We start from the raw sequence: 25,395 nt of genomic DNA on the forward strand, positions 1-25,395 counted from the left end.
TCAACATCGTCATTCCAGGGCGGAGCAGCCGCGAAGCGGCGTCGCGGAGACCCTGGAATCCATTCCGTGACTCAAATCAAAAGCGCAGCGGAGCAGAATTCTGCACCGTGGCAACGCGTCAAGGTAACGGAATGGATCCTCGGGTCTGCGCGCGTCGCTACGCTCCTTGCTCCGCCCGTGGATGACGAGGTCGGACGGTTTCGGCCAATCTCCAGGGCGTACCACCTGTCAACACGAACATAGCCGGTCAAGATTCCCGTTCCGAGGAACGTTTCGCTTAAGCGGTCCCAGCCAGGTTCTAGACGAACAGGCCGCGTTCGCGTTCCACCGCCTTGGTGATGAAGTTGGCGACCAGCTGGACGCGGCGCAGCGGTCGCACCGATTCATGATAGACCAGCCAGTAGGCGCGGCGGATCGGCGCGACGATGTCGACCGGCACCAGCTCCGGCATCGAACGGGCGACGAATGTGTGCAGGATGCCGATGCCGGCGCCGGAGCGCACCGCTTCGGCCTGGCCGAGCGCCGAGGAGATGGCGAAGCTGGTCCGCCATTCGGGGCTGAATTCGGCGGCATAGTCGAGCGAAGGGCTGACGATGAGGTCCGGCACATAGCCGATCAGTGTGTGCCGGGCGAGCTCGGCCGGCGTTTTGGGCAGGCCATTGGCCTCGGCATAGGCGCGGGAGGCGAAGAGGCCGAGCGTGTAATCGACCAGCTTGCCAGCCACCAGCCGGCCTTCTGTCGGCCGCTCGACGGTGATCGCGATATCGGCTTCGCGCCTGGACAGCGAGAAGGAGCGCGGCACCGGCACAAGCTGGATGGTGAGCTCACGGTGCTGCGCGGTCAGTTCGCCCAGCCGCTTTGCCAGGAAGGCGACGCCAAATCCGTCGGGCGCGCCGATGCGCACGGTTCCCGAAACGTCGTCGCCCTCGCCGGCAATGGTCGAGCGCGCGGCGATCATATCTCCTTCCATGCGCTCGGCGATGTCGAGGAAGCGTTCGCCGGCCGGCGTCAGCTCGCTGCCGGTGGTCAGGCGGCGGAAGAGCTTTGTGCGAAGCGCCTCCTCGAGCGCGGCGATGCGGCGCGAGACGGTGGCGTGGTTGAGCTCCAGGCGTTTCGCTGCGCCAAGGATCTGGCCGGCTCGCGCCACGGCGAGGAAAATGCGGACGTCATCCCAGTTCATGGGGGTGGTCCTGGTGATAACAACCAAGGCCGCGTTCTGTCGCGCCCCCCTCTGTCCTGCCGGACATCTCCCCCACGAGGGGGGAGATTGGATGCCGCGCCGGCTTTCGCCAATCACCAGCGTTGCAGGAGATGGTGCCGGCGGCAAAGCTGCTGATCTCCCCCCAAGTGGGGGAGATGTCCGGCAGGACAGAGGGGGGCGCGAAGGAACTCAATCTGTCGTCCTTGCGCGGATATCTTGCGGTGCTGTCATTTGCGACAAGTAATGCACACTTCACTGCCGCTGTCTATTTTCCGCACAACGGTTGCGATCTTCCTCGCGTTGCCATCGCCGCCGCAAAGGCAGACAATGGAACCATCACCAAATCCAGGGAGAGAAACATGATCGAATACGGTCATTTCATCGGCGGCAAGCGTGTCGCCGGCACCAGCGGCCGCAAGCAGGATGTGATGCAGCCGATGGACGGCTCCGTGCGCGGCACGGTGGCGCTGGCCTCGCAGGCGGAATTGCGCGCCGCGGTCGAGAACGCCAAGGCGGCGCAGCCGAAATGGGCCGCCACCAACCCGCAGCGCCGCGTGCGCGTGCTGATGAAGTTCCTCGAGCTGGTCCAGCGCGACTATGACGAGCTGGCCGACATCCTGGCGCGCGAGCACGGCAAGACCATCGCCGACGCCAAGGGCGACATCCAGCGCGGCCTCGAAGTGGTCGAGGTCTGCATCGGCGCGCCGCACATGATGAAGGGCGAGTACACCGACGGCGCCGGCCCCGGCATCGACGTCTATTCGATGCGCCAGCCGCTCGGCGTCGTCGCCGGTATCACCCCGTTCAACTTCCCGGCCATGATCCCGTTGTGGAAGATCGCGCCGGCCATCGCCTGCGGCAACGCCTTCATCCTGAAGCCGTCCGAGCGCGACCCGGGCGTGCCGCTGCGTATCGCCGAACTCTTCATCGAGGCCGGCCTGCCCGAGGGCGTCCTCAACGTCGTCAACGGCGACAAGGAAGTGGTCGACGCCATCCTCGACGATCCAGACATCAAGGCCATCGGCTTCGTCGGCTCGACACCGATCGCCCACTATATCTATTCGCGCGGCACCGCATCGGGCAAACGCGTGCAGTGCTTCGGCGGCGCCAAGAACCACATGATCATCATGCCCGACGCCGACATGGACCAGACGGTCGACGCGCTCATCGGCGCCGGCTATGGCTCGGCCGGCGAGCGCTGCATGGCGATCTCGGTGGCGGTCCCGGTTGGCAACGACACCGCCAACCGGCTCATGGAAAAGCTGGTGCCGCGCGTCGAAAGCCTGAAGGTCGGCCCCTCGACGGATTCTTCCGCCGATTTCGGCCCGCTGGTGACGGCCCAGGCGCTGGAGCGCGTGAAGGGTTACGTCGATATCGGCGTCAAGGAAGGCGCCAACCTCGTCGTCGACGGCCGCGGCTTCAAGATGCAGGGCTATGAGAACGGCTACTATATGGGCGGCTGCCTGTTCGACAACGTCACCGCCGACATGCGCATCTACAAGGAAGAAATTTTCGGGCCGGTGCTCTCGGTGGTGCGCGCGCCGCGCTACGAGGATGCCATCAAGCTCGCCAACGACCACGAGATGGGCAACGGCGTTGCCATCTTCACCCGCGATGGCGACGCGGCGCGTGACTTCGCCAGCCGCGTTCAGGTCGGCATGGTCGGCGTCAATGTGCCTATCCCGGTTCCGATCGCCTATTACACGTTCGGCGGCTGGAAGGCGTCTTCCTTCGGCGACCTCAACCAGCACGGCCCGGACGCGTTCCGCTTCTACACCAAGACCAAGACGGTCACCTCGCGCTGGCCGTCCGGCATCAAGGACGGCGCCGAGTTCGTCATCCCGACGATGAACTAGCCGGACGGTTTCCTGCTTGCGCGTCCTCGCCTTCGGCTGCGGGCGCGCTGGCGGGCATCAAGGACGGCGCGGAGTTCGTCATTCCAACGATGAACTGAGCGGACGGTTTCCTGATTGCGCGTCCTCGCCTTCGGCTGCGGCGCGCGGCAGGCATCAAGGACGGCGCGGAGTTCGTCATTCCGACGATGAACTAGCCGAACGGTCTTCTAAGAGACTTCAATGAAGCGCGGCGCCAACCGCGCTTTCTTTTTATGCTGCGTCGACCCTCTCGCTTCTCGGTTCCATGTCCAATCCAGGGCATTATTCCAAGAACGGCACGTCGAGAGCGTATCCGCGCCTTCCAAAATTCCATCGCCGTGTGATGGAACCAACAGACCGGTATCCGCCTTAGGCTGTATTCCTGCCATGCGTGCAGGCAACCGAACAGCGCCGGTGGCAGCCGGGGTTCTCGTCTGGCGCGAGGAGGTGTCAGATGACACGATTTGTTGTGGCGGCAATGTTGGCGACGGCGGCGATCACCCTTGGAGCCGCCCCGGCAAGCGCGGCGGCGCAATGCGCGGCCCGCGCCGACATCATCAAGGCGCTGGGCGACAAGTTCCACGAAACCGAGGCCGGGCGCGGCCTGATCAATCCGAACGTCGTGCTGGAGATCTTCGTTTCCGATCAGGGCAGCTGGACGGTTCTTGCCTCCGACACCAAGGGGCAAAGTTGCGTTCTCTCGGTCGGCGAGGGCTGGGACAGCCCGACGATCAGGGCGGCGATGCCGGGCGCCTGAACGAAGGCTGTGCCGCAGCGAGCCTGGCGGCGGGATGCCGCTCAGACCGTCGGTATCGTACCGCCGTCAATGACATATTCGGCGCCGTGGATCGCCGATGCGCGATCCGAAACCAGGAAGGCGACCAGCCCGGCGATCTCCCGCGGCCATGCCGGCCGGCCGATCGGGATGCCGCCCAGTAATTGCCTGAGACTATGCCCGCTACCCGCCATGCGTCGCCATTGGCCGTCGCGTCGGCGACTTCGACCGTCACGCGGTATTTGCTCGTGGTCGTTTCCATCCAGGTCCGGATAGCGGCCGGTCCGCGATGTACCTCGCCTTCGTCCCGGACAGTGGCATCCATCGAGAACGGGAGAAGCATGCCGTCGATATCGTGACGGTTCTTGGCGGCAAAATAGATCGTCAGCGGCCTGGGAAGTTCTATCGCCATGGCTTGTCTCCGTGTGTGTTGCCGGCGCCGTTCGAGGCGCGTGGCGCTTGCTCGGCCGTTAAGATGAGGTATGCTGTGGAAATGACAAGAACCGACAAAAAAGTAAGGTACTTACCTGAAAGTGAGCCCGAGCTTCTGACGCCTTCGTCCGCGGCGATCGGCGTCGAGAACGTGCTGCGCATTCTCGAAGGCCGGTGGAAGCTGGTGATCCTGTTTCACCTGTTCGGCGGCAAGGTGCTGCGCTTCTCCGATCTCGAGCGGGCCATTCCCGCGATCTCGCAAAAGATGCTGATCCAGCAACTCAGGCAGATGGAAGCCGACGGCATCGTGCGCCGCATCGTCCATCACCAGGTGCCGCCGAAGGTCGAATACTGTCTGACCGACTGGGGTCAGGCGCTGTGCCCGGCTCTCGATGCCCTGTTGAAGTGGGCGGCTCGGAAGGAGCCTGCCGAAGGCTGATCGATCGCCTCACCGCGACTTGGCCGCGGCGACATGCGCCGCGAAGGGGTTGTCGGCGGCGATGGCCAGCGCTTCATAGAGCGCCTTGTTTACGAGGCGCAGCTTCACCATATCGAATCCAGGGAGTGATGATCTCCCGACGACAGACCGGAAACCAGAAGGAGCGACGTGATGAAGACGTCTGATCCGGCCTGGAGCCTTCCGGCACACTGAGGCGGCCGAATGTGCCTCCCTTGCCGGAATGCGAAGGCGAAGGAGGTGCCCCATGGCACGCGATTTTTCGTTTCAATGGATCATGCTTGCAGCCGTTGGCGCCCTGATGGCGATATCGGCAGTTCCGGCGCGGGCGCAAATCATCTGCGGCGGCCACAACTATCTGGTCGCGAGGCTGGCGGAGGCGTTCGAGGAGAAGCGGCTGGGCTATGGCGTGGCAGGCCAAGTCGCCATTTTCGAGGTGTTCGTCTCGGCAAGCGGAACCTGGACCATCCTGATGACCGACGTCAAAGGCCAGAGCTGCATCCTGGCCGCCGGCGAGGGATGGGAGGATACGCTGGCGACCGCGGTCGGGCAGCCGGGCGGCTGAGGACGCCTTGAGCAGGTGCTGTCCTGCTCAACGCGTCGCGGCGACCTCGGCGTGGCCGCGCAGCAGCGCCATCAGTTTCTTGGCGTCCTTGGCGGCGCCTTCCTCGTCGCCGTCGAGGATCGAGCGGATCAGCGCGACGTGGTGCTCGGCTGATTCGGCAAGACCGGTGTCGGCCTTGTAGCGGAACCAGAAGCGGCGGCTGTGACTCTGCAGGGGGGCGGCCACTCGCGCCGCGAAGGGATTGTCGGCGGCGATGGCCAGCGCTTCGTCGAGCGCCTTGTCGGCCTGGATGAAGGCAAGCACGTTGCCCGAGATCACTGCCTTCTGCATCGCGAGCGCCGCCTCGTGAAACAGGTCGGCGGCCTCGCGGGTGACGAAGCGGGCGGCCGAGCGCGCGAGCACGACCTCGATGCCGCGCCTGGCATCGAGCACCCGCAGCCAGTCGCCGGCGTGAAGCGGCGCGACTGCGATGCCGGCGCGGGGTCTTATGTCGAGAAGCCCTTCCCAGGCCAGCCGCTGGATCGCCTCGCGCACCGGCGTGCGTCCGAGACCCAGGCGATCGATCAGCGCGCCTTCGGTCACGAAGCTCGACGGCGCCAGCTCGAGCGTGACGATCATGTGCTCCAGCGCGCGATAGGCCTTGGTCGCCGCCGGCTCGAAGGGGGCGTTCGCATCAGCGGATATCAGTGGGGAAATCAATAGCAGGCTCCTGATATATTTTTCATATATCATAACGGATTCAGCGTTGACACGCCAATTCTTAATAGATATACGACTGATATATCAGAGGAGATGCAAACCATGTGGACCGGAGTTTTCCCAGCCGTCACGACCAAATTCACCGCCGACGACCGGCTCGACCATGCCGAGATGGAGCGCTGCTACTCCCTGCAGATGGAGGCCGGCTGCGACGGCATCATCGTCTGCGGTTCGCTGGGGGAAGGGCCGATGCTGTCGCCTGACGAGAAGATCGAAGTGCTGAAGACGGCGCAGAAGGTCGCCGGCAAGAAGCCGGTGCTCTTGACCGTCAACGAGCCGGGCACCCGCGAGGCGGCGAGCATCGCGAAGCGCGCCGCCAGGGAAGGCGCCGACGGCCTTATGGTGGTGCCGAGCCCGATCTACCACACCAATCCGGAAGAGACCGTCGCCGCCCTTCGTGCCGTGGCGGAAGCCGGCGACCTGCCAGTGATGATCTATTCCAACCGGCTCGCCTATCGCGTCGACGTCACCGTCGACCTGATGGAGGAGCTGGCGACCGACAAGCGCTTCGTAGCCATCAAGGAATCGTCCGACGACATCCGCCGATCGACCGAGATCATCAATCGCTTCGGCGACCGCTACGACCTCTTCACCGGCGTCGACAATCTCGCCTTCGAGGCGCTCTCGGTTGGCGCCATCGGCTGGGTCGCCGGCCTGGTCACCGCCTTCCCGCGCGAGACCGTCGCGATCTACCAGCTGATACGGCAGGGCCGCCGCGAGGAGGCGCTGGCGATCTACCGCTGGTTCCGGCCCCTGCTCGACCTCGATGTCTCGAGCTATCTGGTCCAAAACATCAAGCTTGCCGAAGTGCTGGCGATCGGTACGAATGACCGCGTGCGCATGCCGCGCCAGCCGCTGTCGGGCGAACGCCGCAAGGCGGTCGAGACGATCGTCCGGGACGCGCTGGCGGTGCGGCCGACGCTGCCGTCGCTCCAGACGTCTCCTCGGTCGACGGACAGGCTGGTGGCGGCCGAATAAGGGACAGCCTTTCACGTGCAGCAAAATTCCGAAGAGGGGGGCGGCCCGTCATCCGCCCTTCGGGCATCTTCCTCCCGTTCACGGGGAGAAGCGGAAGACATCGCCATTATCGGCGGCGGCATCATCGGCATCTGCGCCGCGACCCTGCTCGCGGAAGCGGGGCGCAGCGTCATCGTCTTCGACCGGACCGGCGTGTGCGAGGAGACGAGTTCCGGCAATGCCGCCGCCTTCGCCTTCTCCGACGTGCTGCCGCTGGCGCATAAGGGGATGATCCGGCAATTGCCGAAATGGCTCGCCGATCCGCTCGGGCCGTTGGCCATTCCGCCGGCCTATCTGCCGAAACTCCTGCCCTGGCTGATCCGCTTCTGGCGGGCCGGCGCGGCGAAGCATTACGAGACGAGCCTGGCCACGCAGGCCGGCATGATGAAGCTTGCCGAGGCCGAGTGGATGGGCCTGCTCGACCGCTCCGGCACGCGGCCGATGCTGCGCGAGGATGGCTCGCTGGAATTCTATGAGAGCGAGGCGGAGTTCCGCGCCTCTCTGCCTGGCTGGGCCGAGCGGCAGCGTTTCGGCATCGGTTTCCGTCATGTCGAGGGCGAAGAGATGGCGGCGCTGCAGCCTGGTCTTTCGCCGCGCTTCGTCAAGGGCACCTTCGTGCCGGGCTGGAAGACGGTCGCCGATCCGAAGCTGCTCGGCAAGGCGGTCTGGACCTATGCGGAGAGGCTTGGCGCCCGTTTCGAGCATGCGCGGGTCGAACGCGTGGAGTCAGGCGCGAACGGCCCGACGATCGTGCTGGCCGATGGCACGAGGCGAACGGCAAGCAAGCTTGTGATCGCCGCCGGCGCCTGGTCGCATCTCCTGGCGAAAAGTCTCGGCGATCGGATCCCGCTCGAAACCGAGCGCGGCTACAACACGACGCTGCCGGCGTCGGCCTTCGACGTGAAGCGGCAGCTGATCTTTTCCGGGCACGGCTTCGTCATCACGCCGCTGCAAACGGGCCTGCGCGTCGGCGGCGCCGTCGAGCTCGGCGGGATCGACCGGCCGCCCAACTTCGCCCGTTCCAAGGCCATGCTGGAGAAAGCAAAACGTTTCCTGCCTGGGCTCGACCCGTCAGGCGGCCGCGAGTGGATGGGTTATCGCCCGTCGCTGCCGGACTCATTGCCGGTGATCGGCGCGGCGCGCGCGCCAAATGTCTATTATGCTTTCGGCCACGGCCATCTTGGCCTGACCCAATCGGCGGCCACCGGCCGCTTGATCCGCGATCTCATCCTCGGGCAGACTCCGCCGCTCGACCTCACCCCTTTCCGTGTGCAACGGTTCTGAGTCTCTTTGTTTTGACGCAATTCCGGACGGAAAACCGCTTCACACTTTTCCTGAAATTGCTCTAGGAGAGCAACCATGGCTAAGAAATCCTTCTTCTGCATCGACGGCCACACCTGCGGCAATCCGGTGCGTCTGGTCGCTGGCGGCGGGCCTTTGCTCCAGGGCTCGACAATGATGGAGCGGCGGGCGCACTTCCTCGCCGAATATGACTGGATCCGCACCGGGCTGATGTTCGAGCCGCGCGGCCATGACGTGATGTCGGGCTCGATCCTCTATCCGCCGACGCGCGATGATTGTGATATCGCCATCCTGTTCATCGAGACGTCGGGCTGCCTGCCGATGTGCGGCCACGGCACGATCGGCACGGTCACGATGGCAATCGAGCATGGGCTGGTGAAGCCGAAGACGCCGGGCGTGCTCAGGCTCGACACGCCGGCCGGCCTCGTCATCGCCGAATACAAGCAGGTCGGCGAATATGTCGAGGAAGTGCGCATCACCAACGTGCCCTCCTTCCTCTATGCCGAAGGCCTGACCGTCGAATGCCCGGTGCTCGGCGAGATCAGCGTCGATGTCGCCTATGGTGGCAATTTCTACGCCATCGTCGAGCCGCAGAAGAACTACCGGGACATGGCCGACTACACGGCGGGCGACCTCATCGCCTGGAGCCCGGTGGTGCGGCAGCGTCTCAACGAGAAATATTCCTTCGTGCATCCGGAGAATCCCGGCATCAACCGGCTGTCGCACATGCTATGGACGGGCAAGCCGAGGAACGCGGAGGCCGATGCGCGCAACGCCGTGTTCTATGGCGACAAGGCGATCGACCGCTCGCCCTGCGGCACCGGCACCTCGGCGCGGATGGCGCAGCTCCACGCCAAGGGCAAGCTCAAGGAAGGCGACAGTTTTGTCCACGAATCGATCATCGGCTCGCTGTTCAGGGGCAGGGTCGAAAAGGAGGTCAGCGTTGCCGGCAAGCCGGCGATCATCCCTTCGATCGGCGGCTGGGCACGGATGACGGGGTTGAACACCATCTTCATCGACGACCGCGATCCGTTCGCGCACGGCTTCATCGTGACGTGACCGTCAGCCGGAATATCCATCCGGCTTGCGGTCAGGCCTCGGCCTTGACCGAAACCTGATCGCGGAACCATTCGGCGAACCTGGCCTCGGCAGACGAGGGCTGCGCCGACATGGTCAGGAAATAACCCTTGTCGTCGTCGGTCGAAACATCGGAGAGGACGACGAGGTCGCCGCGCCTGAGCTCCTCGCGAAAAACCTCGACCGGGCACAATGCCACGCCGTGGCCGGCAATGACCGCCGTCGCCAGTATGTTGAAATCGGCAAAAACCGGGCCGCTCCCGACATCGCGCTCTTCGACCCCGGACTTGGAAAACCATTCCTGCCAGCCCTGGCGCGTCTCGTCATGCAACAGGTCCGCCGCCGCGATGGCCGCCGCTGTTTCCAGCCGCCCCTTGCGCGCAAGATAGTGCGGACTGCAGGCGGGTCGGCTTATGCGGGAAAACAGCTTGAGGCTCGTGACATGCGGCGAGGGATCGGCGCCCAGCGTGATCAGGATGTCGTTGTCGTCCTCGAGCCGATCCTCGGCCTTGGCGTAGGCTACACGGATCGCGATCTCGGGATGGCGCGCCGTGAAATCCGACAGGCGCGGCACCAGCCAGCGGCTGGCGATCGAGGGAATGCAACCCACCGACAGCGATGCCTGGGCGGCGCTTCTGCGAATGCGGCGACAGGTCGCGCCCAGCTCCGCCAGCGCCGCGCTCGCGGACGCCTGCAGGATCAGCCCGGCCTCCGTCAGGCGCACCTTGCGGGCGTCGCGATGAAACAATGCGACGCCAAGCCACTCCTCCAGCCGTCTGATCTGGTGACTGATGGCAGGGTGAGTGACATGCAGTTCCTCGCCGGCCGCGGAGAAACTGAGATGGCGAGCGGTCGCCTCGAAGGCCCGGATCGCATTCAGCGGCAGATAATCCATCTGTAAAATTCTCTAACAGAAAGTGCCAAAATCCATCATTTGAAGCACGATACAACCTGAGTCATTGATCTGGACTGACGGCGCAAAATCTAACCGGGCGAGACCAAAAAGTCGATGCCTGCCGCCGAATTCGAGGCGCGCCGCCGCTTCTCAAACCTGGTTTCATGGAAAGACGACGATGTTCACCAGACAATTGGCTGATGTAGAAAAAACTGACTTCTTTGTCGATTGGGGCAACGGCACCAGCCATCGGCTGCTGACAAGCCACGACGGCATGGGCTTCACCATATGTCACACGGTGGTGCGCGCCGGCAGCGAATCGCGACTGCAGTATCGGCGGCACCTGGAGGCCTGCTACTGCATCTCCGGCACCGGCGAGGTCGAGGACATGACCGGCACCGTCCATCGCGTCGAGCCGGGCACGGTCTATGTGCTTGATGCCCATGACGACCATTTCCTGCGCGCCGACAGCGCCGGCGACATGGTGCTGGTGAGCGTCTTCAATCCGCCGCTCAAAGGCACTGAAAAGCACAGTCTCAATGGCGAGGGAGGCTCTGCTTACTGAGACGTCGCTTCGAGCATTCTGTTGTGGCGCGGCGCCTTCGGCCGAAGGGCGCCGCACCGTCACATGCCCGTCACAGATGACGGAATCCTGACCTAGCGGAAGGTGCGGTGACGGGAAACCGGGTGCTTCGGTTGGCGCAAGGATTCTTCTCATCAACTTATTTTGACGCTGGTTTCTTCGACACGAGGCCCATCATAGGGTTGAATCGTCAAAGACATTGCGTTGTGCCAATGCTAGGGTCCGCGATAGTCCAGGGGTCGGGTGTGAAAAAACGGGCAATCGGACCGGGTGCTTCCAAACCACGCAGAGCGATTGAAAAATCACGTTGCAATCCGGGCTCGAAACTTTACGACTAGGGGAAATACGACAAGGAGTGCGATCCGAAAACGGGCGACATTCCAGGGGAGCCGCGTAAATATGCAGTACTTCGTCCAGCAGCTTATCAATGGGCTGACGCTGGGATCTATCTATGGGCTGATCGCGATCGGCTATACGATGGTCTACGGCATCATCGGCATGATCAATTTCGCCCATGGCGACATTTTCATGGTCGGCGCCTTCACCGCGCTCATCGTCTTCCTGATCCTCGGCGCGTTGTTCTATTCGGTGCCGGTCGTGGTGGCGCTTCTGATCATGATGATCGTGGCGATGCTTCTGACCAGCCTCTACAACTGGACGATCGAGAAGGTGGCCTACCGGCCGCTGCGCGGTTCGTTCCGGCTGGCGCCGCTGATCACCGCCATCGGCATGTCGATCGCGCTCTCCAACTTCGTGCAGGTCACGCAAGGTCCGCGCAACAAGCCGATCCCGCCGCTGGTCAGCCAGGTCTACACGATCGACGGCATCAGCATCTCGCTGAAGCAGATCATCATCGTAATCGTCACCATCGCGCTGCTCGCGGTCTTCTGGTACCTGGTCAACAGGACGGCGCTCGGTCGCGCCCAGCGCGCCTGCGAGCAGGATCGCAAGATGGCGGCGCTGCTCGGCATCGACGTCGATCGGACCATCTCCATCACCTTCATCATGGGCGCCGCCCTTGCCGCCGTCGCGGGCACGCTGTTCCTGATGTACTACGGCGTCGTGGTGTTCTCCGACGGCTTCGTGCCGGGCGTTAAGGCCTTCACCGCGGCCGTGCTCGGCGGCATCGGCTCGCTGCCCGGCGCGGTGCTCGGCGGGCTCTTGATCGGCTTCATCGAGAGCATGTGGTCGGCCTATTTCTCCATCGACTACAAGGACGTGGCCGCATTTTCGATCCTGGCGATCGTGCTCATCTTCCTGCCCTCCGGCATCCTCGGCCGGCCTGAAGTCGAAAAGGTCTGATCCTCATGGCCGTTACCGTGTCCTCGGAGCGCGACACCGTCGCCACTCCCATCCAGCGCGCTTTCCGCGAGGCGCTCTATGCCGGCGCCATCTCGCTCGGCCTGTTCGTGCTGTTCATCGGTCTCAGGACAGACCAGAACATCAGCAACGAACTGATCCTGGTGCAGCGCTGGGGCCTGCTCGCCATCGTGGTCATTGCCGTCACGCTCGGCCGCTTTGCCTATGTGGCGTATGCGCTTCCGGCAATGGAGCGGTCGAAAGCCGAAAGGGCCCAGGCGCCCGCCGTCGTCGCCGAACCTGGCTTCCTGAAGCGGAACTTCAACAGGATCGGCCTTGTCGTCCTACTGCTCTATCCGATCGCGATGGTGCTCCTGTTCGGCTTCCAGGGCTCGCTCAAATGGGTCGACAATTTCGGCATCCAAATCCTGATCTATGTGATGCTGGCCTGGGGCCTCAACATCGTCATCGGGTTGGCCGGCCTGCTCGATCTCGGCTACGTCGCCTTCTATGCCGTCGGCGCCTATGCCTACGCGTTGCTTGGCACGCATTTCGGCCTGTCGTTCTGGATCCTTTTGCCGGCCGCGGGCTGCATGGCGGCCTTCTGGGGCGTCATGCTCGGCTTCCCGGTGCTCAGATTGCGCGGCGACTATCTGGCGATCGTGACCCTTGCCTTCGGTGAGATCATCCGCCTGGTGCTCATCAACTGGCGTGAAGTCACCAATGGTTCGGCAGGCATCTCGGGCATTCCGAAAGTCTCGTTCTTCGGCCTGATGTCTTTCAACGTCTCCGACCCGAACTACATCGCCAAGGTTCTGCACATTGCCCAATCAGGGGCCTACTACAAGATCTTCCTCTACTATCTCGCCCTGGCGCTCTGCCTGCTCACCGCCTTCGTCACCATAAGGCTTCGTCGCCTGCCGGTGGGACGCGCCTGGGAAGCGTTGCGCGAAGACGAGATCGCCTGTCGCTCTCTCGGCATCAACACCACCACCACCAAGCTGACGGCGTTCGCCACCGGCGCCATGTTCGGCGGCTTTGCCGGCTCGTTCTTCGCAGCCCGCCAGGGTTTCGTCAGCCCTGAATCCTTCGTCTTCCTCGAATCGGCGATCATCCTTGCCATCGTCGTTCTCGGCGGCATGGGTTCGCTGGGCGGCATTGCCGTGGCGGCGCTGGTCATGATCGGCGGCACCGAGATCCTGCGCGAACTTGACTTCCTCAAGGCTGTGTTCGGACCCGACTTCACACCGGAACTCTACCGCATGCTGCTGTTCGGCATGGCCATGGTCATCGTCATGCTGTGGAAGCCGCGCGGCTTCGTCGGCAGTCGAGAACCGACGGCCTTCCTGAAAGAACGAAGAGCGGTCTCGGCGTCCTTCACCAAGGAGGGGCACGGCTGATGAACGCGCAAGCTTCTGCAAACGACTTCATCCTGCAGGTCGAGCATTTGTCGATGAAGTTCGGAGGCCTGGTCGCCATCGGCGACCTGTCCTTCCAGGCCAGGCGCGGCGAGATCACCGCGTTGATCGGACCGAACGGCGCCGGCAAGACAACCGTGTTCAACTGCATCACAGGCTTCTATAAGCCGTCGGAAGGCATGCTGACGCTGAACAGGCGTGACGGCTCGACCTACCTGCTCGAGCGCCTGCCCAACCACGAGATCCCGGCGCGCGCCAAGGTGGCGCGCACTTTCCAGAACATCCGCCTGTTCTCCGGCATGACGCTCTTGGAAAACCTTCTGGTGGCGCAGCACAACAAGCTGATGAAGGCTTCGGGCTATACCTTCCTTGGCCTGTTCGGCTTTCCGAGCTACCGCCAGGCGTCAGCCGAGTCGATCGACCTCGCCAGGCACTGGCTGGAAAAGGCCGACCTTATCGATCGCGCCGACGATCCGGCCGGCGATCTGCCCTACGGCGCGCAGCGGCGCCTGGAAATCGCGCGCGCCATGTGCACAGGGCCGGAGCTTTTGTGCCTGGACGAGCCGGCCGCCGGCCTCAACCCGAAGGAATCGGCGGCGCTGAACGACCTGCTGATGGACATCAAGAACAACACCGGCACGTCTATCCTGCTCATCGAGCACGACATGTCGGTGGTCATGCAGATTTCCGATCACGTCGTGGTGCTCGAATACGGCCGCAAGATTTCCGACGGCAATCCGCAATCGGTCCGTACCGATCCGCGCGTCATCGCCGCCTATCTCGGCGTCGACGACGAAGAGGTCGAGACGGTGCTGACCGAAGTCGGCGACGAGGACGTCATCGAGCAGCTCGATACCGGTCCCGACTCCGCGCATGGCCCAGGCAACTCCGCTTCGATGATGGCGGGACCGGTTTCCGACAGTGTCGAGCACGCGGACGAGGGCGAGCGGGTCACCGTGTCCAAGGTCGCGTCGAAAGCGGCGCAAGTCGACGCCCGCGCCGCTTCGATCGCCAGCAAGCCCCAATCGGCAGCCAAGCCGGCTGCGAAATCCGGCGCAGCGAAAACAGCGCCTAAAAAGCCGGCCGCCAAGGCTTCAGCCGCGAAAGCCGGCAGCGCTTCGAAGGGCAAGGAAACCGCGGCCAAGCCCACAGCGGGCAAGCCTGGAGGGCGCAAATAATGGCCGGCACAACGCTGCTCGACATCAAGGGGATCGAGACCTACTACGGCAACATCCGGGCGCTGAACGGCGTCGATGTCAGCGTCAACCAGGGTGAGATCGTGGCGCTGATCGGCGCCAACGGCGCCGGCAAGTCGACGCTGATGATGACCATCTTCGGGGCACCGCGCGCCCGCGCCGGCACCATCACCTTCGCCGGCACCGACATCACCAAGATGCCGACGCATGAAATCGCGCGGCTGCGCATCGCGCAATCCCCGGAAGGCAGACGCATCTTCCCGCGCATGACGGTGATGGAAAATCTGCAGATGGGCGCCAGCCTCGACAATCTCAAGCATTACGACGAGGACGTCGAGAAGGTGTTCACGCTGTTCCCGCGCCTGAAGGAGCGCATCGGCCAGCGCGGCGGCACGCTTTCAGGCGGCGAGCAGCAGATGCTGTCGATCGGTCGCGCGCTGATGGCGCGGCCGAAGCTCCTGCTGCTCGACGAGCCGTCGCTGGGTCTCGCGCCGTTGATCGTCAAGCAGATCTTCGACGCCATCCGCGAGCTCAACAAGACGCAGGGGCTGACCGTGTTCCTGGTCGAGCAGAATGCCTTCGGCGCCCTGAAGCTCGCCGACCGCGGCTATGTCATGGTCAACGGCAATGTGACCATGAGCGGCTCCGGCAAGGAACTGCTCGCCAATCCGGAAGTGCGCGCCGCCTATCTCGAAGGCGGTCATCACTAAGAGAGGTCTTCATCATGCAAGGTATTCTCTACGAAGAAGCCTCGATCTGGCAGTTCCTGTTCGTCACCTGCCTGCTCGGCGGCTGGGCGGCATGGATGACCGGCAAGGCGGCGGCGCAGACCTGGAGCAGCCACGTTCAGCTGTTCTTCTACATGCTCGGTCTCGGTATCGGCATCCGGTTCATCCATCACGCGCTGTTCGGCGGCACGATGTTCTCGCTGCATTACTATATCGTCGACACCATCGTGCTGATGGTACTGGGCTTCCTCGGCTATCAATACACGCGCACCAACCAGATGGTGACGCAGTATAACTGGCTCTATGAAAGAGCTTCCTTATTAAGCTGGAAGCCGAAGGTTTGACGTTTATGATTAACGCCTTTTCGGGGATGAATTGGCGTGACAAGTGCCTGAAAATCGGCATTCTATGCTTTCTGCGATAAGGGTGGGCATCGCATGAAAGCATCATCCACGCCCACTCCGTAAATGGGAGCGTTTCAATGAAAAAATCACTCTTGTCCGCCGTTGCGCTGACCGCGTTCATCGCGTTCAGCGGCAGCGCGTGGGCCGATATCCTGATCGGCGTCGCCGGTCCGATCACCGGCCCGAACGCGGCCTTCGGCGCACAGCTGCAGAAGGGCGCGGAACAGGCTGTCGCCGACATCAACGCGGCGGGCGGCGTCAATGGCCAGCAGCTCAAGATCGAGATCGGTGACGACGTCTCCGATCCCAAGCAAGGCATCTCGGTCGCCAACAAGTTCGTCGCCGACGGCGTCAAGTTCGTCGACGGCCACTTCAACTCGGGCGTGACCATTCCGGCATCGGAAGTCTATGCCGAAAACGGCATCCTCGTCATGACGCCGTCGGCAACCAATCCTAAGCTTACCGAGCGCGGCCTGTGGAACACCTTCCGCACCTGCGGTCGCGACGACCAGCAGGGCAAGGTGGCCGGCGACTACATCGCCAAGAACTTCAAGGACGCCAAGATCGCCATCGTCCACGACAAGACGCCTTACGGGCAGGGCCTTGCCGACGAGACCAAGAAGAACCTCAACGCCAACGGCATCAAGGAAGTGATGTATGAAGGCATCAATGTCGGCGACAAGGACTTCTCGGCCCTCATCGCCAAGATGAAGGAAAACAACGTCAACCTGATCTACTGGGGTGGCCTGCACACCGAAGCCGGCCTGATCATCCGTCAGACGGCCGACCAGGGCCTGAAGGCGCCGATGTTCTCGGGCGATGGCATCGTCTCCAACGAACTGGCCTCGATCGCGGGTGACGCGGTTGCCGGCACGCTCAACACCTTCGCTCCGGATCCGCGCAAGAACCCGGACGCCAAGGAAGTCGTGGAGAAGTTCCGCGCCGCCGGCTTCGAGCCGGAAGCCTACACGCTCTACTCCTATGCCGCCGTGCAGATCATCACCCAGGCCATCGCCAAGGTCGGTTCGGCCGACGATGCGCAGAAGGTTGCCGAAGTGATCAAGTCCGGCGGTCCGTGGAAGACGGTTATCGGCGAGATCGGCTACGACGCCAAGGGCGACATCACCCGTCCCGACTACGTCATCTACGAATGGAAGAAGGGTGACGACGGCAAGTACAGCTACTTCGAGAAATAAGCCGGCAAATAGAAGCCGACTTGCAACGGATGCCCGGCGCTTGCGCCGGGCATTTTCGTTTGCGCGGTCGCAGCCGGCCGGAAGCTCCGCCCGGCGGCACGGAACGCGCTCAGGCCGCCCGCGGCAGACAGGTGGAGGAGCAACAACGGCGCGCCTGCCGCAAACAAGCGAGTTAAACCGTTTTAGGTGTCGCGCAAATTTGTTTGCGCTGCAGCATTTTCACGTTAATCATGCGCCGTTCACCTCCTTTACGCTGCTGGAGCCCAGTCCTTGGCCATCACGAAGATCCTCGTCGCCAACCGGTCCGAAATCGCCATCCGCGTGTTCCGCGCGGCCAATGAGCTCGGTCTCAAAACCGTGGCGATCTGGGCGGAGGAGGACAAATATTCGCTGCACCGCTTCAAGGCCGATGAAAGCTACCAGGTCGGGCGCGGCCCGCATCTCGCCAAGGACATGGGCCCGATCGAGAGCTACCTGTCGATAGAGGAGGTGATCCGGGTCGCCAGGCTGTCCGGCGCCGACGCCATCCATCCCGGTTACGGCCTGCTGTCGGAAAGCCCGGAATTCGCCGAGGCCTGTGCGGAGGCCGGCATCACCTTCATCGGCCCGAAGCCGGAAACGATGCGCCGGCTGGGCAACAAGGTCGCGGCGCGCAACCTCGCGATCGAGGTCGGCGTGCCGGTCGTGCCGGCAACCGATCCGCTGCCCGACGACATGGACGAGGTCAAGAAGCTCGCCGCGCAGATCGGCTATCCGGTGATGCTGAAGGCCTCATGGGGCGGTGGCGGCCGTGGCATGCGGGCCATCCGTGCCGAGGCAGACCTCGCGCGCGAGGTGATGGAAGGCAAGCGCGAGGCCAAGGCCGCCTTCGGCAAGGACGAGGTCTATCTCGAAAAGCTGATCGAACGCGCCCGCCATGTCGAGGTGCAGGTGCTGGGCGACACCCACGGCAATGCGGTGCATCTGTTCGAGCGCGACTGCTCGATCCAGCGCCGCAACCAGAAGGTCGTTGAGCGCGCGCCGGCGCCTTACTTGAGCGAAGAGCTGCGCCAGGAGCTTTGCGGCTATGCGCTCAAGATCGCGCGCGAAACGAGCTATATCGGCGCCGGCACGGTCGAGTTCCTGCAGGACGCCGACACCGGCAAGTTCTACTTCATCGAAGTCAATCCGCGCATCCAGGTCGAGCACACCGTCACCGAGCAGGTGACCGGCATCGACATCGTCAAGGCGCAGATCCATATCCTGGACGGCTTCGCCATCGGCACGAAGCAATCAGGCGTGCCGGCGCAGAAGGACATCAGGCTCAACGGCCACGCGCTGCAGTGCCGCATCACCACCGAGGATCCGGAGCACAATTTCATCCCGGACTATGGCCGCATCACCGCCTATCGCGAGGCGGCCGGCTTCGGCATCCGGCTCGACGGCGGCACCGCCTATTCGGGCGCGGTCATCACCCGGTTCTACGATCCGCTGCTCGAAAAGGTGACGGCCTGGGCGCCGACGCCCGGCGAGGCGATCTCGCGCATGAACCGGGCGCTGCGCGAGTTCCGCATCCGGGGTGTGGCCACCAACCTCACCTTCCTCGAAGCGATCATCAACCACCCGCGCTTCGCCGACAATTCCTACACGACCAAGTTCATCGACACGACGCCGGAACTGTTCGAGCAGGTGAAGCGGCAGGACCGCGCCACCAAGCTGCTCACCTATCTGGCCGATGTCAGCGTCAACGGCCACCCCGAGACGCGCGGCCGGCCGGCGCCGAAGGCGAATGCGGCCGCACCCGTGGTGCCCTATCTCAACGGCCATATCCCGGACGGCAGCAAGCAGAGGCTCGATGCGCTCGGCCCGGAGAAATTCGCCGCCTGGATGCGGGCGCAGCGCCAGGTGCTGGTCACCGACACGACGATGCGCGACGGCCACCAGTCGCTGCTCGCCACGCGCATGCGCACCTATGACATCGTCGGCATCGCCGGCACCTATGCGCGCGCCCTGCCGCAACTGTTGTCGCTGGAATGCTGGGGCGGCGCGACGTTCGACGTCGCCATGCGCTTCCTCACCGAGGACCCTTGGGAGCGGCTGGGCAAAGTGCGCGAGGCCGCGCCCAACCTTCTGCTGCAGATGCTTTTGCGCGGCGCCAACGGCGTCGGCTACACCAACTATCCCGACAATGTCGTGCAGCATTTCGTCAAACAGGCGGCAAGCGGCGGCGTCGACCTGTTCCGCGTCTTCGACTGCCTGAACTGGGTCGAGAACATGCGCGTCGCCATGGACGCGGTCGGCGCCGAGGGCAAGCTGGTCGAAGCGGCGATATGCTACACCGGGGACATCCTCGATCCGGCCCGCGCCAAATACGACCTCAAATATTATGTCGGGCTGGCCAAGGAGCTGGAAGCGGCCGGCGCCCACATCATCGCCGTCAAGGACATGGCCGGGTTGCTCAAGCCGGCCGCGGCGCGCGTTCTGTTCAAGGCGCTGCGCGAGGCGACCGACCTGCCGATCCATTTCCACACGCATGACACGTCGGGCCTCTCGGCGGCGACGGTGCTGGCGGCGGTGGAGAGCGGCGCCGACGCCATCGACGCGGCGATGGATTCCTTTTCCGGCAACACCTCGCAGCCCTGCCTCGGCTCGATCGTCGAGGCGCTGAAGGGCACCGACCGCGATCCCGGTCTCGACCCGCAATGGATCCGTCACATCTCCTTCTACTGGGAGGCGGTGCGCAACCAGTACGCGGCTTTCGAGAGCGATCTCAAGGGGCCCGCCTCGGAAGTCTATCTGCACGAGATGCCGGGCGGCCAGTTCACCAACCTCAAGGAACAGGCGCGCTCGCTCGGGCTGGAGACACGCTGGCATGAGGTGGCGCAGGCCTATCACGACGTCAACCTGATGTTCGGCGACATCGTCAAGGTGACGCCGTCATCCAAGGTGGTCGGCGACATGGCGCTGATGATGGTCAGCCAGGACCTCACCGTCGCCGATGTCGAGAACCCGGCCAAGGACATCGCCTTCCCGGATTCGGTCGTGTCGATGCTGCGCGGCGATCTTGGCCAGTCGCCCGGCGGCTGGCCAGCGGCGCTGCAGAAGAAGGCGTTGAAGGGCGACAAGCCGATCACGGTCAGGCCCGGCTCGCTGCTGAAGCCCGCCGACCTCAAGGCCAGCCGCAAGGACATCGAGACGAAGCTCGAGCGCAAGCTCTCGGAGTATGAGTTCGCTTCCTGGCTGATGTATCCGAAGGTGTTCACCGATTTCGCTGCCGCGCAGGAGACCTACGGGCCGGTGAGCGTCCTGCCGACACCGACCTATTTCTACGGCATGAAGTCGGAAGACGAGATCTTCCTCGACATCGAGAAGGGCAAGACGCTGGTGGTCCGCTGCCAGGCGTTCGGCGATGTCGACGACAAGGGCATGGTCACGGTCTTCTTCGAGCTCAACGGCCAGCCGCGCCGCATAAAGGTGCCTGACCGCGCGCATGGCGCTTCCGCCGCCAAGGCGCGCCGCAAGGCCGAGCCCGGCAATGAGAGCCATGTCGGCGCGCCGATGCCGGGCGTGGTCTCGGCGCTTGCCGTGGCGCCTGGACAGGCGGTCAAGGCGGGCGACGTGCTCTTGTCGATCGAGGCGATGAAGATGGAAACCGCGCTGCACGCCGAACGCGACGGCGAGATCGCCGAAGTGCTGGTCAAGGCCGGCGACCAGATCGATGCGAAGGATCTGCTCATAGCCTTTAAGTGACGGTCGGAGCGCGATCCCTTATGGGCGGCTGACAGCAGCCGTCCACAGGCACTCGACAAGTGTCTTGACCCGCAGCGTCCGCTCGGGCATCGAACCCGCTCCAATTTGCCGTGGCGGGAATCGCCCTGGCTTCAGAAGACGCGGAGAGAAAATGGCCGACGAAATCACCGAGACCAGCCAGACTGTAGCCGCCGGCCAGCTGCGCACCATCATCGAGCGCATCGAGCGACTCGAGGAAGAGAAGAAGACGATCTCCGACGACATCAAGGATGTCTATGCCGAGGCCAAGGGCACCGGCTTCGACACCAAGGCGATCCGCACCATCGTGCGGCTGCGCAAGAAGGACCAGGCGGAGCGCCAGGAGGAGGAGTCCATCCTCGACCTCTACAAGGCCGCTCTCGGCATGGTGTAAGCGCTCATGGCCGGCAGCCGGTCATGACTGAATTCGACTTCGGCGGCCGCCGCGCCTCGGAGTTCCGCCATCGCGGCTTCTGGGCCCTGTTCGCCGAGCGGCATCCGCAAGAAAAAGCCACGCTGGCGCGGCGCGGACCTTGGTTCTGGCAGCGCGGGCTGCCGGATTTCGCCCTGGTGCTTTCGATGTATGTCGCGCCGGCGCAAAACCATGTCGGCGTCTTCTTCGGGCGCAATGAGAAGTTCGGGGCAACGGACTCATGGTCGCGGCTGAAGCCGTTCCAGCCGGCGATCGAGGCGAAGCTGAAGCTCAAGCCCGAGCAGAGCTCGCAAGGTCTCGGCATCAACTCGCTATGGCATGTGAACTGCTATGCCGAGGACAACTGGCCGGCCATGACCGACTGGCTGGTGACAGAGTGCTCGCGCTTCGAAGAAGCCGTGACCGAAGTCCTGGGGCGGAGATAGGTCGCGGGCGATGACGGATTTTTTCTATACGCGCTGGAGGGGTGAAGCGCCGCTCGACCGGCTGTTCTGGCGCGACATGCTGCTCGTCGCGACGATCCTGAGCATCGCCTCTTCGGCGCTGGCGCTGATCCTGCTTGGATTGAAGCTGCCGCTCTGGCTGGTGCTGGCGGTGCATTTCCTCCCCGTTCCCTACAACATCTTCCTGACGGTCGCCATCTGGCGAACGGCGGAGAAGAGCGGCGGCCTGAAGGCGCAACTGATGATGCTCGGCTCGGCGCTCTGGCTGATCGCGACGGCGGTCGCCTGAGCCGCATCACATCTTTCCTGGAATTGCTCGATACGAAAAGGGCGGCCGAAGCCGCCCTTTGCGAAGTCATTTTAGAGCGATCAAGCCGATGGCTCGAAGCGCAGCGCCACACCGTTGATGCAATAGCGCAGGCCGGTCGGCGGCGGGCCGTCCTCGAAGACATGGCCGAGATGGCTGCCGCAGCGCGAGCAGTGGCATTCGGTGCGGACCATGCCGTAGCTGCGGTCGACGGTGGTCTCGATCGAGCCCGGGACCGGATCGTTGAAGCTCGGCCAGCCGGTGCCGCTCTCGAACTTCAGCTTGGATTCGAACAGCGGCTGGTCACAGCCGACGCAAAAGAAAGTGCCGGCGCGCTTCTCATAGAGCAGCGCGCAGCTGCCCGGGCGCTCGGTGCCGTGATTGCGCATGACGGCATACTGCTCCGGCGTCAGCCGGGCGCGCCACTCGGCATCGGTGCGGGTGACGGGATAGGCGTGGGTGTCCATGAAATCTCCTCGGCCTTGGCGGCTCGTTGTTACTTGCAACGGGTATTCGTCGGAACATAGGCGTTTGTTACACGTGCCGCCAGCGAAAGCGGGCTAATCCCTGATACAGGGATTTTGAAAGATTGCCGTTTGTCTTGGCGCAAGACTTTCTGCTCAGGCCCGTGAAATCGGCGCAAGCGCCGGGGATTGGTCGAGGCCGCCCCAACTTCGTCATTCTATGGCGGAGCAAGGAGCGAAGCGACGCGGCGCAGACCATAGAATCCATTCCGTGACTTGGAAGCGCCGCCACGGTGCAGAATTCTGCTCCGTTGCAGGCCTCGGCGAAGGTAACGGCATGGATTCCAGGGTCTGCGCGCGTCGCTTCGCTCCTTGCTCCGCCCTGGAATGACGATCGCGATGGGCGTTTCGGCCAATCTCCAAAGCATGCCGCCTGCCAATGCGAACGGAGCCGACCGGTCAACATCCCTGTGCCGGGGAACTAATGCTTGCGCGACAACTGCCTGGTCGCGGCTTCCAGCCCGGCCAGTGTCAGCGGGAACATGCGGCCGCCGAAGATCTCGCTGATCATGGCGATCGAGTGCGTGTAGCGCCAGTTCTTCTCGGCTTCCGGGTTCAGCCAGATCGCGTTCGGCCATTGCTGCAACAGGCGCGCCAGCCACACGCTGCCGGCCTCTGGATTCCAGTGCTCGACCGAGCCGCCCGGATGGGCGATCTCGTAGGGGCTCATCGAGGCGTCGCCGACGACGATCACCTTATAGTCCGGCCCGTATTTGTGGATGAGGTCGAAGGTCGGGATCGTCTCGGCCAGCCGCCGCCGGTGTCCTTCCAGACGCGCTCGTAGAGGCAGTTGTGGAAGTAGAAATATTCGAGCTGGCGGAACTCGGCACGGGCGGCCGAGAACAGCTCCTCGACACCGCGGATGTGGTCGTCCATCGAGCCGCCGACATCGAAGAACATCAAAAGCTTCACGGCATTGCGCCGCTCGGGCCGTGTCTTGACGTCGAGATAACCGTGCTCGGCGGTGGCATGGATGGTGCCGGGCAGGTCGAACTCCTCCTCGGCGCCCTCGCGCACCCAGCGGCGCAGCCGCTTCAGCGCCACCTTGATGTTGCGGGTGCCGAGCTCGACGGTGTCGTCGAAATTCTGGAATTCACGCTTGTCCCAGACTTTCACCGCGCGGCGATGCCGGCTTTCATGCTGGCCGATGCGCACCCCTTCCGGATTGTAGCCATAGGCGCCGAAGGGCGAGGTGCCGCCGGTGCCGATCCATTTCGAGCCGCCCTGGTGCCGGCCTTTTTGCTCCTCGAGCCGCTGCTTCAAGGTTTCCATCAGCTTATCGAAGCCGCCCAAAGCCTCGACCAGTTTTTTCTCCTCCTCGGTCAGGTGCTTTTCGGCCAGCCGGCGCAGCCATTCCTCGGGGATGTTGGCGACATCGACGGCGTCGGATCCGCCAAGCGCCTCGACGCCCTTGAAGACATGCGCGAAGACCTGGTCGAAACGGTCGATATGGCGCTCGTCCTTCACCAGGGCCGCGCGGGCGAGGTAATAAAAAGCCTCGACGTCATAATCGACCAGCCCGGCTTCCAGCCCTTCCAGCAGCGACAGATATTCCCTGAGCGAAACGGGAACCCGCGCTGCCTTCAGTTCGAGGAAGAAGGGGATGAACATGGTTGGGCTGCTATCTGTGCCCCTCGATCTTCTCGCGTGCCGCGCTTGCAATGAACGCGGAGCGGGTAAGGCCGCGCCGGCCGGCTTCTTCGTCTATTGCTGCCAACAGACCAGCATCGAGGGACAGATTGGCTCGGACAGGTCTTCCTGAATCGATCAGCACGGGGATCATCACCGCGGATTCGCCGGCGGTGCTATCGATCTCGCCTGACCGCAGCAATTGCGTCATCGTGCGAGGGGCAGGCATCGGCAGCTGCTTTGCTATCCGGGCCTCAGCCCATTCACGCATGGCCGACGTCGCGTCGGCGATTGCTTCCTCGGGATTTGCCCCGCCGCCGTGGCAACCGGGAAGATCGGGCACCCGCACGCCCCAGACATCGTCGGCTCCGTCGAGTACTCCGACATAGTGCGTCATGTGGATCGTCCTCAAATCCATCCGGCAAGTCGAGCGATCGAACGCGCCACACCCGGAGACTGTTCGCGATGACGGGGCACGATGATCATAGCGTCCGGCCTTTCCGGATGCTCATACTTTTCATGCTTGCCGCCACCGACATTCAACCAACCTTCGTGCAGAAGTCTCGCAACAATCTTGCGCGTATTGGTCTCTATCAGCGGCATCGCGCTCCCTGTAATATGCGCAATATATTGCGCAATTTCTATCATTTCAACCACTAACCATGATTACAGCAGATCGTATTCAATAAAACCCGTGCGGCGCGCGACATGATCATAGAGCCGGCGCGCGGTGGCGTTGGTCTCGTGCGTCATCCAGTAGACGTTCTTCACGCCGATCTTGCCGGCCTCGTTCTGCACCGCTTTGATCAGCGCGGCGCCTACGCCTTTGCCGCGCACCTCCGGGTCGGCGAACAGGTCCTGCAAATAGCAGTTGTTGACCAGCGACCAGCAGGAGCGGTGGTACAGATAGTGGGTGAGGCCGACGGCCTTGCCATTGAGCGTGGCTATGAAACCCTTGGGCTCGAACTCGCCTGCCGTGAACAGCCGCTTCCAGGTGAGATCATAGACCTCTTCCGGCAGCTTGGTTTCATAGAAGGTGAGATAGGCCGTCCACAGCCGGCGCCAGTCGGCGTGATCGGACTGGGTGAGCGGGCGGATGGTGATCTCGGACATTTCTTCCTCCAACATTTGGCC

General features: G+C 63.5%; 24 protein-coding genes and 4 pseudogenes. 18 read left to right on the forward strand and 10 right to left on the reverse strand.

Translation table 11 applies throughout. From position 1 onward, the window contains the following. Positions 1–298: 298 nt before the first annotated feature. On the reverse strand, positions 299–1,180 hold the full coding sequence (locus EJ072_RS18270) for a LysR family transcriptional regulator (protein WP_126080703.1): 882 nt from the start codon (positions 1,178–1,180) through the stop codon (positions 299–301). Positions 1,181–1,560: 380 nt separating this feature from the next. Here EJ072_RS18270 and EJ072_RS18280 point away from each other — a divergent pair, with 380 nt between their 5' ends. Continuing rightward, on the forward strand, positions 1,561–3,057 hold the full coding sequence (locus EJ072_RS18280) for a CoA-acylating methylmalonate-semialdehyde dehydrogenase (protein ID WP_126080705.1): 1,497 nt from the start codon (positions 1,561–1,563) through the stop codon (positions 3,055–3,057). Positions 3,058–3,529: 472 nt separating this feature from the next. Next, the gene (locus tag EJ072_RS18285; RefSeq protein WP_126080706.1) at positions 3,530–3,832 is read left to right on the forward strand and encodes a hypothetical protein; all 303 of its coding nucleotides are present in this window, start codon (positions 3,530–3,532) and stop codon (positions 3,830–3,832) included. A gap of 41 nt (positions 3,833–3,873) precedes the next feature. Here the strand turns inward: EJ072_RS18285 and EJ072_RS36055 are convergent. Together EJ072_RS36055 and EJ072_RS37555 are read right to left on the reverse strand one after the other, a co-directional pair. Beyond that, positions 3,874–4,011 (reverse strand): annotated as a pseudogene (locus tag EJ072_RS36055) (SDR family oxidoreductase); the annotation flags it as partial. A gap of 26 nt (positions 4,012–4,037) precedes the next feature. After that, positions 4,038–4,262: pseudogene (locus EJ072_RS37555) on the reverse strand (nuclear transport factor 2 family protein); the annotation flags it as partial. An 81-nt stretch (positions 4,263–4,343) separates the two neighbouring features. On the opposite strand from EJ072_RS37555, the gene EJ072_RS18295 reads away from it, so the two are divergent. Further along, positions 4,344–4,721 carry a winged helix-turn-helix transcriptional regulator gene (locus EJ072_RS18295; RefSeq protein ID WP_126080708.1) on the forward strand — a complete coding sequence of 126 codons (378 nt, stop codon included), beginning with the start codon at positions 4,344–4,346 and terminating at the stop codon, positions 4,719–4,721. Between the two features lie 265 nt (positions 4,722–4,986). Then, positions 4,987–5,304 (forward strand): hypothetical protein, encoded by a 318-nt coding sequence (locus EJ072_RS18300; RefSeq protein ID WP_126080709.1) that lies wholly within the window; start codon positions 4,987–4,989, stop codon positions 5,302–5,304. Positions 5,305–5,331: 27 nt separating this feature from the next. Here the strand turns inward: EJ072_RS18300 and EJ072_RS18305 are convergent, their stop codons facing one another. Then, positions 5,332–6,036: a GntR family transcriptional regulator gene (locus tag EJ072_RS18305; protein ID WP_245463402.1), complete on the reverse strand. Its 705-nt coding sequence runs from the start codon at positions 6,034–6,036 to the stop codon at positions 5,332–5,334. 69 nt (positions 6,037–6,105) lie between these two features. Between EJ072_RS18305 and EJ072_RS18310 the strand changes: the two genes are divergently transcribed. The 3 genes from EJ072_RS18310 to EJ072_RS18320 all read left to right on the forward strand — a co-directional run bounded on the left by EJ072_RS18310 (position 6,106) and on the right by EJ072_RS18320 (position 9,441). Beyond that, on the forward strand, positions 6,106–7,041 hold the full coding sequence (locus tag EJ072_RS18310; RefSeq protein ID WP_126080710.1) for a dihydrodipicolinate synthase family protein: 936 nt from the start codon (positions 6,106–6,108) through the stop codon (positions 7,039–7,041). A 15-nt stretch (positions 7,042–7,056) separates the two neighbouring features. After that, the gene (locus EJ072_RS18315; RefSeq protein WP_189343049.1) at positions 7,057–8,364 is read left to right on the forward strand and encodes an FAD-binding oxidoreductase; all 1,308 of its coding nucleotides are present in this window, start codon (positions 7,057–7,059) and stop codon (positions 8,362–8,364) included. A 75-nt stretch (positions 8,365–8,439) separates the two neighbouring features. After that, positions 8,440–9,441, forward strand: coding sequence for a 4-hydroxyproline epimerase (locus EJ072_RS18320; protein WP_126080711.1), 1,002 nt, complete (start codon positions 8,440–8,442; stop codon positions 9,439–9,441). 31 nt (positions 9,442–9,472) lie between these two features. Here EJ072_RS18320 and EJ072_RS18325 read toward each other — a convergent pair whose 3' ends face one another. Further along, complete coding sequence (locus EJ072_RS18325; protein WP_126080712.1) at positions 9,473–10,354, reverse strand: LysR substrate-binding domain-containing protein; 882 nt, start codon at positions 10,352–10,354, stop codon at positions 9,473–9,475. A gap of 178 nt (positions 10,355–10,532) precedes the next feature. Between EJ072_RS18325 and EJ072_RS18330 the strand changes: the two genes are divergently transcribed. The 11 genes and pseudogenes from EJ072_RS18330 to EJ072_RS18380 all read left to right on the forward strand — a co-directional run bounded on the left by EJ072_RS18330 (position 10,533) and on the right by EJ072_RS18380 (position 22,090). Beyond that, entirely contained in the window at positions 10,533–10,919 is a 387-nt protein-coding gene (locus tag EJ072_RS18330) for an ectoine synthase (RefSeq protein WP_126080713.1), read from the forward strand. A 417-nt stretch (positions 10,920–11,336) separates the two neighbouring features. Beyond that, positions 11,337–12,239, forward strand: coding sequence for a branched-chain amino acid ABC transporter permease (locus tag EJ072_RS18335; RefSeq protein ID WP_042645691.1), 903 nt, complete (start codon positions 11,337–11,339; stop codon positions 12,237–12,239). Positions 12,240–12,244: 5 nt separating this feature from the next. Next, entirely contained in the window at positions 12,245–13,636 is a 1,392-nt protein-coding gene (gene livM, locus EJ072_RS18340) for a high-affinity branched-chain amino acid ABC transporter permease LivM (protein WP_126080714.1), read from the forward strand. Next, positions 13,636–14,763: pseudogene (locus EJ072_RS18345) on the forward strand (ABC transporter ATP-binding protein); the annotation flags it as partial. The gene livM and the pseudogene EJ072_RS18345, both read left to right, overlap by 1 nt. Before the next feature lie 68 nt (positions 14,764–14,831). Next, entirely contained in the window at positions 14,832–15,560 is a 729-nt protein-coding gene (locus EJ072_RS18350) for an ABC transporter ATP-binding protein (RefSeq protein ID WP_042645693.1), read from the forward strand. A gap of 14 nt (positions 15,561–15,574) precedes the next feature. Next, the gene (locus tag EJ072_RS18355) at positions 15,575–15,922 is read left to right on the forward strand and encodes a DUF6867 family protein (protein WP_126063959.1); all 348 of its coding nucleotides are present in this window, start codon (positions 15,575–15,577) and stop codon (positions 15,920–15,922) included. Between the two features lie 137 nt (positions 15,923–16,059). Beyond that, a complete protein-coding gene (locus tag EJ072_RS18360) occupies positions 16,060–17,178 on the forward strand; it encodes a branched-chain amino acid ABC transporter substrate-binding protein (RefSeq protein ID WP_095816640.1) in 1,119 nt (372 codons plus the stop codon). Positions 17,179–17,448: 270 nt separating this feature from the next. Further along, positions 17,449–20,907 carry a pyruvate carboxylase gene (gene pyc / locus EJ072_RS18365; RefSeq protein ID WP_126080715.1) on the forward strand — a complete coding sequence of 1,153 codons (3,459 nt, stop codon included), beginning with the start codon at positions 17,449–17,451 and terminating at the stop codon, positions 20,905–20,907. 151 nt (positions 20,908–21,058) lie between these two features. Then, entirely contained in the window at positions 21,059–21,319 is a 261-nt protein-coding gene (locus tag EJ072_RS18370; RefSeq protein WP_040991643.1) for a DUF2312 domain-containing protein, read from the forward strand. Between the two features lie 23 nt (positions 21,320–21,342). Further along, positions 21,343–21,783: a hypothetical protein gene (locus EJ072_RS18375; protein WP_126080716.1), complete on the forward strand. Its 441-nt coding sequence runs from the start codon at positions 21,343–21,345 to the stop codon at positions 21,781–21,783. Between the two features lie 10 nt (positions 21,784–21,793). Continuing rightward, a complete protein-coding gene (locus EJ072_RS18380) occupies positions 21,794–22,090 on the forward strand; it encodes a hypothetical protein (RefSeq protein WP_126080717.1) in 297 nt (98 codons plus the stop codon). An 80-nt stretch (positions 22,091–22,170) separates the two neighbouring features. Here EJ072_RS18380 and msrB read toward each other — a convergent pair whose 3' ends face one another. The 5 genes and pseudogenes from msrB to EJ072_RS18405 form a co-directional block, all read right to left on the reverse strand. Next, positions 22,171–22,575, reverse strand: a complete 405-nt coding sequence (gene msrB, locus EJ072_RS18385) for a peptide-methionine (R)-S-oxide reductase MsrB (protein ID WP_126080718.1) — start codon at positions 22,573–22,575, stop codon at positions 22,171–22,173. 478 nt (positions 22,576–23,053) lie between these two features. Further along, positions 23,054–24,243: pseudogene (locus tag EJ072_RS18390) on the reverse strand (VWA domain-containing protein). 10 nt (positions 24,244–24,253) lie between these two features. Beyond that, positions 24,254–24,658, reverse strand: a complete 405-nt coding sequence (locus EJ072_RS18395; protein WP_126080719.1) for a type II toxin-antitoxin system HicB family antitoxin — start codon at positions 24,656–24,658, stop codon at positions 24,254–24,256. Positions 24,659–24,669: 11 nt separating this feature from the next. After that, complete coding sequence (locus EJ072_RS18400; RefSeq protein ID WP_245466903.1) at positions 24,670–24,909, reverse strand: type II toxin-antitoxin system HicA family toxin; 240 nt, start codon at positions 24,907–24,909, stop codon at positions 24,670–24,672. 18 nt (positions 24,910–24,927) lie between these two features. Next, entirely contained in the window at positions 24,928–25,374 is a 447-nt protein-coding gene (locus EJ072_RS18405) for a GNAT family N-acetyltransferase (protein WP_126080720.1), read from the reverse strand. Between the last annotated feature and the right edge of the window lie 21 nt (positions 25,375–25,395).

Source organism: Mesorhizobium sp. M2A.F.Ca.ET.046.03.2.1 (assembly GCF_003952425.1).
GTDB lineage: Bacteria > Pseudomonadota > Alphaproteobacteria > Rhizobiales > Rhizobiaceae > Mesorhizobium.

Coding starts and splice junctions, on each gene's coding strand:
- EJ072_RS18320 (WP_126080711.1), top strand. CDS start 8,440: ATGGCTAAGAAATCCTTCTTCTGCATCGACGGCCACACCTGCGGCAAT.
- EJ072_RS18395 (WP_126080719.1), bottom strand. CDS start 24,658: ATGACGCACTATGTCGGAGTACTCGACGGAGCCGACGATGTCTGGGGC.
- EJ072_RS18360 (WP_095816640.1), top strand. CDS start 16,060: ATGAAAAAATCACTCTTGTCCGCCGTTGCGCTGACCGCGTTCATCGCG.
- EJ072_RS18280 (WP_126080705.1), top strand. CDS start 1,561: ATGATCGAATACGGTCATTTCATCGGCGGCAAGCGTGTCGCCGGCACC.
- EJ072_RS18305 (WP_245463402.1), bottom strand. CDS start 6,036: ATGATATATGAAAAATATATCAGGAGCCTGCTATTGATTTCCCCACTG.
- EJ072_RS18335 (WP_042645691.1), top strand. CDS start 11,337: ATGCAGTACTTCGTCCAGCAGCTTATCAATGGGCTGACGCTGGGATCT.
- EJ072_RS18325 (WP_126080712.1), bottom strand. CDS start 10,354: ATGGATTATCTGCCGCTGAATGCGATCCGGGCCTTCGAGGCGACCGCT.
- EJ072_RS18300 (WP_126080709.1), top strand. CDS start 4,987: ATGGCACGCGATTTTTCGTTTCAATGGATCATGCTTGCAGCCGTTGGC.
- msrB (WP_126080718.1), bottom strand. CDS start 22,575: ATGGACACCCACGCCTATCCCGTCACCCGCACCGATGCCGAGTGGCGC.
- livM (WP_126080714.1), top strand. CDS start 12,245: ATGGCCGTTACCGTGTCCTCGGAGCGCGACACCGTCGCCACTCCCATC.
- EJ072_RS18380 (WP_126080717.1), top strand. CDS start 21,794: ATGACGGATTTTTTCTATACGCGCTGGAGGGGTGAAGCGCCGCTCGAC.
- EJ072_RS18375 (WP_126080716.1), top strand. CDS start 21,343: ATGACTGAATTCGACTTCGGCGGCCGCCGCGCCTCGGAGTTCCGCCAT.
- EJ072_RS18285 (WP_126080706.1), top strand. CDS start 3,530: ATGACACGATTTGTTGTGGCGGCAATGTTGGCGACGGCGGCGATCACC.
- EJ072_RS18405 (WP_126080720.1), bottom strand. CDS start 25,374: ATGTCCGAGATCACCATCCGCCCGCTCACCCAGTCCGATCACGCCGAC.
- EJ072_RS18350 (WP_042645693.1), top strand. CDS start 14,832: ATGGCCGGCACAACGCTGCTCGACATCAAGGGGATCGAGACCTACTAC.
- EJ072_RS18330 (WP_126080713.1), top strand. CDS start 10,533: ATGTTCACCAGACAATTGGCTGATGTAGAAAAAACTGACTTCTTTGTC.
- EJ072_RS18400 (WP_245466903.1), bottom strand. CDS start 24,909: ATGATAGAAATTGCGCAATATATTGCGCATATTACAGGGAGCGCGATG.
- EJ072_RS18270 (WP_126080703.1), bottom strand. CDS start 1,180: ATGAACTGGGATGACGTCCGCATTTTCCTCGCCGTGGCGCGAGCCGGC.
- EJ072_RS18310 (WP_126080710.1), top strand. CDS start 6,106: ATGTGGACCGGAGTTTTCCCAGCCGTCACGACCAAATTCACCGCCGAC.
- EJ072_RS18355 (WP_126063959.1), top strand. CDS start 15,575: ATGCAAGGTATTCTCTACGAAGAAGCCTCGATCTGGCAGTTCCTGTTC.
- EJ072_RS18295 (WP_126080708.1), top strand. CDS start 4,344: ATGACAAGAACCGACAAAAAAGTAAGGTACTTACCTGAAAGTGAGCCC.
- EJ072_RS18370 (WP_040991643.1), top strand. CDS start 21,059: ATGGCCGACGAAATCACCGAGACCAGCCAGACTGTAGCCGCCGGCCAG.